Annotated in this window: 9 protein-coding genes; all 9 read left to right on the top strand. The window is 49.1% G+C overall.

Annotated elements, in window-relative coordinates; all coding sequences use genetic code 11:
* Positions 1 to 202 precede the first annotated feature (202 nt).
* On the top strand, positions 203 to 1,141 hold the full coding sequence (locus AC3DOM_RS12475) for a glycosyltransferase family 2 protein (protein WP_487919376.1): 939 nt from the start codon (positions 203 to 205) through the stop codon (positions 1,139 to 1,141).
* Between the two features lie 23 nt (positions 1,142 to 1,164).
* The gene (locus AC3DOM_RS12470) at positions 1,165 to 1,491 is read left to right on the top strand and encodes a hypothetical protein (protein WP_487919375.1); all 327 of its coding nucleotides are present in this window, start codon (positions 1,165 to 1,167) and stop codon (positions 1,489 to 1,491) included.
* Positions 1,492 to 1,957: 466 nt separating this feature from the next.
* A complete protein-coding gene (gene trpE / locus AC3DOM_RS12465) occupies positions 1,958 to 3,412 on the top strand; it encodes an anthranilate synthase component I (protein WP_487919374.1) in 1,455 nt (484 codons plus the stop codon).
* A gap of 9 nt (positions 3,413 to 3,421) precedes the next feature.
* The gene (locus tag AC3DOM_RS12460) at positions 3,422 to 4,810 is read left to right on the top strand and encodes a bifunctional 3-deoxy-7-phosphoheptulonate synthase/chorismate mutase (protein WP_487919373.1); all 1,389 of its coding nucleotides are present in this window, start codon (positions 3,422 to 3,424) and stop codon (positions 4,808 to 4,810) included.
* Positions 4,811 to 4,864: 54 nt separating this feature from the next.
* A complete protein-coding gene (gene trpD / locus AC3DOM_RS12455; RefSeq protein ID WP_487919372.1) occupies positions 4,865 to 5,884 on the top strand; it encodes an anthranilate phosphoribosyltransferase in 1,020 nt (339 codons plus the stop codon).
* Positions 5,881 to 6,666 (top strand): indole-3-glycerol phosphate synthase TrpC, encoded by a 786-nt coding sequence (gene trpC, locus AC3DOM_RS12450; protein WP_487919371.1) that lies wholly within the window; start codon positions 5,881 to 5,883, stop codon positions 6,664 to 6,666. The genes trpD and trpC overlap by 4 nt, the downstream gene beginning before the upstream one ends.
* A complete protein-coding gene (locus AC3DOM_RS12445) occupies positions 6,663 to 7,319 on the top strand; it encodes a phosphoribosylanthranilate isomerase (protein ID WP_487919370.1) in 657 nt (218 codons plus the stop codon). The genes trpC and AC3DOM_RS12445 overlap by 4 nt, the downstream gene beginning before the upstream one ends.
* Positions 7,309 to 8,526, top strand: a complete 1,218-nt coding sequence (gene trpB, locus AC3DOM_RS12440) for a tryptophan synthase subunit beta (protein WP_487919369.1) — start codon at positions 7,309 to 7,311, stop codon at positions 8,524 to 8,526. Before AC3DOM_RS12445 ends, trpB begins: the two co-directional genes overlap by 11 nt.
* A 2-nt stretch (positions 8,527 to 8,528) precedes the next feature.
* Positions 8,529 to 9,005, top strand: a 477-nt coding sequence (gene trpA, locus AC3DOM_RS12435) for a tryptophan synthase subunit alpha (RefSeq protein WP_487919368.1), incomplete at its 3' end; no start/stop codon positions are given.

Raw genomic sequence — 9,005 nt, 5'->3', positions numbered from 1 at the left:
CTGATGATGGCTGGTGTTGTACCTGAAGAAAATTAATTAAAATCCTTTGAAAAAGAGAAAACTCGGTTTTTTGGATTACACTTAAGCGTCCTGAAAACCGGGTTTTCGTATTTAATATTATTTAACAATACTAGAAAACTTTCTAAACAACTTCTACATATTTTTTTATGCTTTTGGCAAATATCCAAAACAGGAAAATAAAATGACAAAAAAATTTACCTATTCAGTTGTGGCCCCAATTTATAACGAGATCGGAATCGTGGATGAATTTTGCAAACGTATTACGGATGTGATGGACTCTACCGGAGAGGAATGGGAACTCGTCCTCGTGGACGATGGCTCATCCGATGGTTCAACCGAACGTATCCGTGAGCTTGCTTCCGTTAATAAAAATATCCGCCCGGTGATCTTTGCCCGCAACTTCGGCCATCAAATTGCGGTCACGGCTGGCCTGGATTATGCGCGTGGTGAGGCCGTCACAATTATCGACGCCGATCTACAGGACCCACCCGAAGTTATTCTTGACTTGATCGAAAAATGGCGTGAAGGTTATCAGGTTGTTTTTGCGGTCCGTGCCGAGCGGGAAGGGGAGTCCTGGTTTAAAAAATTTACCGCATCCTTGTTCTATCGAATTATCTTTCGGATCACCGATGTAAAAATCCCCCTTGATACCGGTGATTTCCGCCTGCTTGATCGCAAGGTTGTGGATGTGATGAATTCCATGCGAGAACGGCATCGCTTCTTGCGAGGAATGTCAGCCTGGATCGGATTCAAACAGGTTGGCGTGGAATATAAACGTGCCGCTCGATTTGCAGGTGAGACCAAATATCCCTTTAATAAGATGCTCAAGCTTGCCCTCAACGCGGTGACGGGGTTTTCCTACTTCCCCTTGCAGGTTGCCAGCTATTTCGGTTTCGCCTCTGCTGGTCTGGCAATAATCGCCATTCCGGTTGTTGCCATATTGCGGATGACAGGTACCCAATTCTTCGGCGGGCAAGCCACCACGCTGATCGCCGTTCTCTTTCTCGGTGGGGTACAACTCATCTCATTGGGAATTTTGGGAGAGTATATTGGCCGTCTCTATGACGAAGCCAAAGGACGCCCGCTCTATATTGTCAGCGAGGCGCCAGAAGACGAGTAATGTAAATTTCAGGAGGAATTACATTGGAAACTAATAATTTTAGCTCAATGCAAGAACTTGTAAGTTATCTTTCTGTTCTTGAAGATCGCATTAGGTCTATAGAAACAGAAAACAGGGAACTCAAAAAGGTTGTTAATGGATTTAGCAGAGAAGGTTTGGTTACAAGCCATCAGGGATTAGACAAATTGCCAAACACGAACTTGCTAAACCTAAACTTTTTTCCAAGGGCATTTGCTGTTTGGGGACATTTTTTTGTTTCCAACCTCATAATTGGTCTAATTCTTTCGTGTATTTACTTTCTGATAGTATCAGTGTTGTTGGGGAATGTTCTTGGTAATATTCAGTTCTAAAAATAGAATAACAAGACGAAAAATGTTAGACTCGCAAATTTTAAAAACCTGACTTTGTGGGTAAGATTTGACAACACCCTCAATCTATGATAAAAATCGCTCCAACAACTTATAGTTAATAGCTGTGAAGAGGAATAGTAAACACTGATACGGCGCCCCAGTGAATTGGGAAGAAGTGTGAACCCAGTACGTACGCCAGTGTTGAATGGGCCTCAGAGCTGCAGAGCGAACGCTCCACTTGGAGCAACTAGCTTGCGCCGGAAATGCCACCGTTATCAGGCAAAGGGTATAAGTCTGTAACCAACCAGACCGTACCCCACTGAGTGAGGCTGGCTTTTTCCCCGTTGCAACATCAACGGGATTTTTCTTTAATTGATAAAGCATATCAGCCTAACCAGGGTGGCACCACGGGAGTCTGCTCTCGTCCCTCGGACGAATGCAGGCTTTTTAATTTAAAGGATATCAAATGAAATCAACTATCAAAGATACAACCATACCCATCGTGCGTGAATTATCTGCCGATCTCGAAACTCCGATTTCGGTCTATCTGAAATTAGCCGGCAAAGGTCCCTCCTTTTTACTTGAAAGCGTGACTGGTGGTGAACATGTTGCCCGCTACTCCTTTTTGGGGACGGATTTGCGCGACGCATTCATTTTGAAGGATAACCAATGGGCGATTCACACCCCTCAGGGTGTTGACATGCTACCGCTTGAAGAGGAACAGACTCCATTGCAGATTCTCCGCGATCATTTGGGGCTGAATACCAGCCCCAAGAATCCCGATCTGCCACGCTTCTCGGGAGGCTTGGTAGGCTACCTTGGTTTTGAGACGGTTCAATATTTCGAACCCACCCTACCCCTTCTTCCCCACCCAGATCTGCCCGAAGCGATATTCCTTTTGGCCGATACTGTGATTGCCTTTGACCACGCCTATGGCAAAATGTTGCTGATTGCCACAGCGCATAGTGAGGGTGAGATCCCGGCCGCAGAGGCCCGTCTTGATGATCTTGAAGCTCGCCTGGACAACCCTGTCCCCGATACCAACGGACACAATCCGGATATACAACCTGGTGAATTGCAATCGAATCTCACCTTTGATGAATTCTGCCAGGCAGTGGTAAAGGCTAAAGAACATATTGCTGCTGGCGATATTTTCCAGGTTGTTCTTTCGCAACAACTGAGCCGAACGACCTCTGCCAGCCCCTTTGAAATCTATCGTTCCTTGCGGCGGATCAACCCCTCGCCCTATATGTTTTTCTTCGATTTTGCCGATCTGACAGAAGACGAACCTCTCTACTTAATTGGGGCCTCGCCGGAAATTCATGTTCGTCTGGAAGATGGTCTGGCCTCCCTGCGTCCCATCGCCGGTACCCGTCCACGTGGTGCGACACCTGAGGAAGATCAGGATCTGGCTGATGAATTACTCTCTGACCCCAAGGAACGAGCTGAGCATGTCATGCTTGTGGATTTGGGACGAAATGATCTCGGTCGCGTTTGTGAATACGGTACGGTCAAGGTCCCCGAGCAATTGATCATCGAACGTTATTCCCATGTCATGCATATCGTCTCGCATGTTGAGGGTCAAATTCGCCCTGAATTCGACGCCTTCGATTTGTTGCAGGCAACTTTCCCTGCCGGAACGGTCAGTGGTGCGCCCAAAGTGCGGGCGATGGAGCTGATCCACAAACTCGAAAACCAACCGCGTGGCGTGTACGCTGGAGCCGTTGGCTATATCTCCTATGATGGGTCATCCGATACCTGTATCGCCATCCGCACAATGGTGATGCGAGGACAAGAGATCAGTGTGCAAGCTGGGGCCGGGATCGTCGCCGACTCGGTGCCTGCCAATGAATACCAGGAAGCCATTAATAAGGCCAAAGCCCTGTTCGCCGCAGTAGAAAATGCCGAAGGTCTTAATTAAGGAGCAATTATGCTTGTGATTATCGATAACTACGATTCATTTACCTATAATCTGGCCCAATACTTTGGTGAATTAGGTACCGAAGTGCAGGTCTTTCGCAACGACAAGATCACTCCTGAGGAAGTTGAGGCCCTCCAACCTTCTCATATTGTCATTTCTCCGGGACCTGGTGATCCTTCGGATGCGGGAATTTCCCGTGATCTAATTCGCCAATTGGGTCCGAAAATTCCCACCTTGGGCGTTTGCCTGGGACACCAATGTATTGGTGAGGTCTTTGGCGGAAAGGTTGTCCGCGCTCCCCGATTAATGCATGGGAAAACCTCACCCATCCATCACAAGGATGATCCGCTCTTCGCCGGTGTTCCGGAACCGTTCCATGCAACGCGTTACCATTCGTTGATCGTGGAACAGGAAAGCTTTCCGGATTCTTTGACCGTAACCGCTCGCACCCCTGAGGGGGAAGTGATGGCTCTGCGTCATAAGGAATATCCAATCGTGGGTGTTCAATTTCACCCTGAGTCGATCTTTACGCCTCATGGCAAACAAATTCTGAAAAATTTTCTAACCAACGGAAATGGTGAAATCAAACCCACGCGAATAAATATTGAAAATACGACCAAACCTGTGGCGGTGGGCAACGGCGTGGAGATTGGCGGGAATGCGGCTGTGCTGATGGCAGGGCCATGCTCTGTAGAAAGCTATGAGCAGACTCGGGCCTCTGCCAGGGCGCTCCATGCTCAAGGGTTAAAGATATTACGAGGTGGAGCCTATAAACCGCGTACATCCCCCCATAGTTTTCAGGGGCTGGGTGTTGAGGGGCTTGAAATCTTGCGAGCTGTGGCTGATGAGTTTGATCTGCTGGTTATCACAGAAGCGATATCCGTTGAGCAAATACCAAAGGTCGTTGAATATGCCGATATCATCCAGATTGGCAGCCGAAATATGCAGAACTACCCGCTCCTGTGGGCGGTAGGGGATTGCGATAAACCGGTCTTGCTCAAGCGCGGATTTATGTCTACCATCGCAGAGTGGATGGCCTCAGTGGAGCATATTACCAGCCGCGGTAATGAGAAGATCATTCTCTGTGAACGTGGCATCCGCACCTTTGAGACAGCCACGCGTAATACCCTTGATACCAGTGCGATTTCATTGCTCAAGCAAACTACACCCTTCCCGGTCATCGGCGATCCCAGCCATGCTACCGGGCGTGCGGATCTGGTCCTCCCTGCGGCCCGTGCTGCCATGGCTGCCGGAGCAGATGGCTTGATCGTGGAGTTCCATCCCAATCCGGTTGAAGCCCTCTCCGATGCAGATCAGGCTTTACCACTGGAAACTCTGGGAGATTTTACGGATGAAATCCGCAATCTGGCAAAAATTTTTGGCAGGAATGTCATTTAAAAAGATAAAGGCAGGTGCAAACCTGAGTCATATTTCAAAATTTTGGAGGTCGATATGCTAAAACCCTATATAGAAAAAGTGATCAATCATCAAAACCTTAGTATTGAAGAAGCCGAAACTGCCATGGGAATCATCATGGATGGGCAGGCTACAGATGCCCAAATTGGCAGCTATCTAACCGGGCTGCGGATGAAAGGGGAAACGGTTGAAGAGATCACTGGCAGCGCCCGTTCCATGCGGGAACACGCCGCTCTTGTGCCCCTCAAGACGAAGGCCGAAAGCCTGCTAGATATTGTTGGAACCGGTGGCGATGGCGCGCATACCTTTAATATTTCCACGACCGCAGCTTTTCTTATTGCAGGGACAGGACGTAAGGTTGCCAAACATGGTAATCGGGCTGCGTCTTCCAAATGTGGCAGCGCCGATGTGCTGGCCGAACTGGGGGTCAACCTTGATCTGACTCCTGAGCAAGTCGGCCAGTGTATAGATGAAGTCGGAATAGGCTTCTTATTTGCTCCGAAATTTCACCCGGCCATGAAGCACGCCATTGGTCCACGCCGCGAAATGGGGCAGCGGACCATCTTCAATATCCTCGGTCCGCTTACAAATCCGGCAGGAGCGACCCACCAGCTCATCGGTGTATTTGATCCTGATCTCACCCAGCCGATGGCCGAGGTGCTTGGCGAGTTGGGCGGAAAGGCTGCCCTTGTCGTTCATGGTCACGGCGGGCTGGATGAATTGACCACCGATGGTCCTAATCGGGTCAGCCACCTCAAAGATGGGAGCGTGAAGACCTACGAGTTGGATGCCTCCAATTTTGGCCTGAGACAAGCAACAAAAGACGATTTGCGAGGTGGCGATCCAGAAATAAATGCCCGGATGATGCGAGATATTCTAACTGGAAAAGATGACAGTCCTCGCAAAGATGTTGTGATCTTCAATGCTGCGGCTGCTCTGGCCGCTGATGATGGGGATTTTTTCTCTGCTATTTCTGAAGTTCAACAAACCCTTGAGAGTGGAGAAGCGCTTAATAAGCTGGATCAGCTGATTGAACGGAGCCAGTCTTTCGGATGAGCATCCTTGACGAGATCTTTGCGCATAAACGAATAGAAGTTGCCAAAACAAAGCGGAAGATTTCGACTGTGGATTTGGAATCTGCGATCAAATATCTTCCACCACCTGTGGCATTTGCCACCGCCCTCAAGGACGTCGCGAACGTGACCCCACGCTTGATTGCCGAAGTCAAATATCGCTCGCCCTCCAAAGGGATTTTGTGTCCCGATTTCGACCCTTTGAATTTGGCGCGAATTTATGCAGAAAATGGTGTTGCCGCTATATCAGTTCTCACGGATGAGAAATACTTCGGCGGTTCTCTGGAGTATCTCAAAAGCATTGCCAACCTGGGCTTGGGATTACCGCTGTTACGCAAGGACTTTATTTTTGATCCCTACCAATTGATCGAAGCAAGAGAAGCAGGCGCCAGCGCCATATTATTAATTGTGGCGATGCTTGGTTCAACTCAATTAAGTGAATTATTGTCCGTGGCGAAAGAAATTGATCTGGGAGCCTTGGTAGAAACGCATACCCGTGAAGAAGTGGAACAGGCGCTCGAAGCTGGTGCTCATGTAATTGGCGTCAATAATCGTGATCTGCATACCTTCAATGTCAGTCTTGAGACCTCTTTGGAATTGCGCCCGTTGATTCCCGAGAATGTTGTCATGGTCGCAGAGAGTGGTATCCACACCCAAGAGGATGTTTCGCGGCTTTCTGCCGCAGGTGTGGACGTCATGCTGATCGGAGAAAGTTTGGTCACAGCCTTGGATATTGGCGCGAAAGTAAGGGAATTTACAACATGATCGTGAAAATATGTGGGATCAAGAAAATAGAAGATGCCATCACGGCCATTGATGCTGGCGCTGAACTATTGGGGTTCAATTTTTACCCTCAAAGTTCCCGCTATATAACGCCAAAAGATTGCGCTCAAATCATTGCTGCCCTTAAGGATGGTGGTAAGGAAGCCATTCATGTTGGCGTATTTGTAAACGAAACATCAGATAATGTATCCTCCATTATCGAGCAATGCAATTTAGATCTTGTCCAATTATGCGGAAAGGAATCCAAAGAGGAAATGAGCACACTAGGGCAACTTGCCTTCAAAGCTGTGGGGCCAAAATCTATACCGGAGGGGGATGCTTTGATGAGACGCTTTGCACGGCAAAATGCTCCGACGATTCTTGTGGATGCTTATAAAAAAGGGGCTTATGGTGGCACAGGTGAAATCGGGGATTGGGCTATTGCCCGGCATCTGGCAAGGCAGGCCCCTATCTTGCTGGCGGGAGGGCTCAACCCGGAAAATGTGTCTGAAGCGGTTGCGGCGGTAAATCCATGGGGGGTAGATGTGGCTTCTGGCGTGGAATCAAGCCCCGGGGTCAAGGATGCCTCCAAAATATTCGCTTTTATTAAGGCTGCGAAATCTGGTAAAGAAAAAGAGGTAACCGATGTCAGATGAGATTAAAAATCCAAAAAAAAAACTCCCCTCAAAATTTGGAAATTACGGCGGGCAATTCGTCCCTGAAACATTGGTGCCTGCATTGGCTGAGTTGGAAGCGGCTTATTTGCGCTATAGTGACGATCCCCAATTTCAGAAAGAGTTTGCCCATTTGCTGAGTACCTACGTTGGACGCCCAACACCGCTGACATTTGCGGCGCGTTTGACTGAGCAATGTGGTGGGGCCAAAATATATTTGAAACGGGAAGATTTAGCGCATTCAGGTGCCCATAAGATCAACAATGCCCTGGGACAGGCGCTACTGGCAAAGCGGATGGGCAAGCAGCGCGTTATCGCAGAAACTGGAGCAGGACAGCACGGGGTCGCCTCAGCGACAGCCTGCGCGCTCCTGGGCCTGGACTGTGTTGTTTACATGGGTACGGTTGATATGGCTCGCCAGGCCCCCAATGTGCAACGGATGAAATTGCTCGGAGCTGAAGTGCGTGGCGTGGAAAGTGGGTCAAAAACACTGAAAGATGCGATCAACGAAGCCATTCGGGATTGGGTGACCAATGTGAACGATACCTATTATTTGCTTGGCTCAGCGTTGGGGCCACATCCTTACCCAACGATGGTCCGTGATTTTCAGTCTGTAATTGGGCGAGAGGCCAAAGTTCAGATCATGGAAGCCGAGGGTCAATTACCAAATACCATCATCGCTTGTGTGGGTGGCGGCTCAAATGCGATCGGGATTTTTCACGAATTTGTGGATGATGAAGATGTGGACCTGATTGGCGTGGAGGCTGGAGGAACCGGGATCGAAAATGGTCAGCACGCCGCTCGCTTTGCCGACCCCCAAATGGGGCGCCCAGGGGTTCTCCACGGTTGTTATACCTTTGTTTTACAGGACGCAGATGGACAAATCGCATTGACCCATTCGATCAGCGCCGGACTGGATTATGCGGCAGTTGGCCCGGAACATACCCGCTTACGTGAATTGGAAAGGGCTGCTTATACCTACGCCACAGATGATGAGGCCTTGGAGGCTTTTCAGACCCTTAGTCGTCTTGAAGGCATATTGCCAGCGCTGGAATCATCCCATGCAGTTGCTGAAGCCGTGAAACGAGCAGCCAAAATGCCAAAAGACAGCGTGCTGATCGTCAATCTCTCTGGGCGCGGCGATAAAGATCTGGATACGGTCCTTCAGGTTTTGGGAATGGAGAATTAACCATGGCAGAAGCCAAGAGAATAAGGGATGTCTTTGGTAAAGGTCGAGCAGCCCTGATGCCCTACTTCACGGTTGGATATCCTGATTATGAAATTTCGTTAAATGTGATCGAAGCCTGTGTGGAGGCGGGAGCTGATCTGATGGAGCTGGGGATGTCTTTCTCAGATCCGCTGGCGGATGGCCCGACAATTCAGCACAGTACACAGGTGGCGTTGGAAAATGGCATCACTGTAAAGCACTGTCTGAATGCCGTGGCTGATCTGCGAAGCCGAGGGATTGAAATTCCCTTGCTCTTGATGGGATATATCAATCCCATCTTGGCGTATGGCTTGGAAAAGTTTGTGCGGGATGCAGCGAGGGCAGGAGCAAGTGGATTTATCGTTCCCGATCTGCCACCTGATGAAGCTGGAGAAATGAGATCTTTGTGCAAGCATTATGACCTGGATATGGTCTTTCTTTTAGCCCCGAACAGTTCTGAT

The sequence above is a fragment of the Candidatus Desulfolinea nitratireducens genome, from assembly GCF_982879505.1.
The sequence above is the reverse complement of the archived record's forward strand: the minus strand, read 5'-3'. Positions and strand labels throughout refer to the sequence as shown.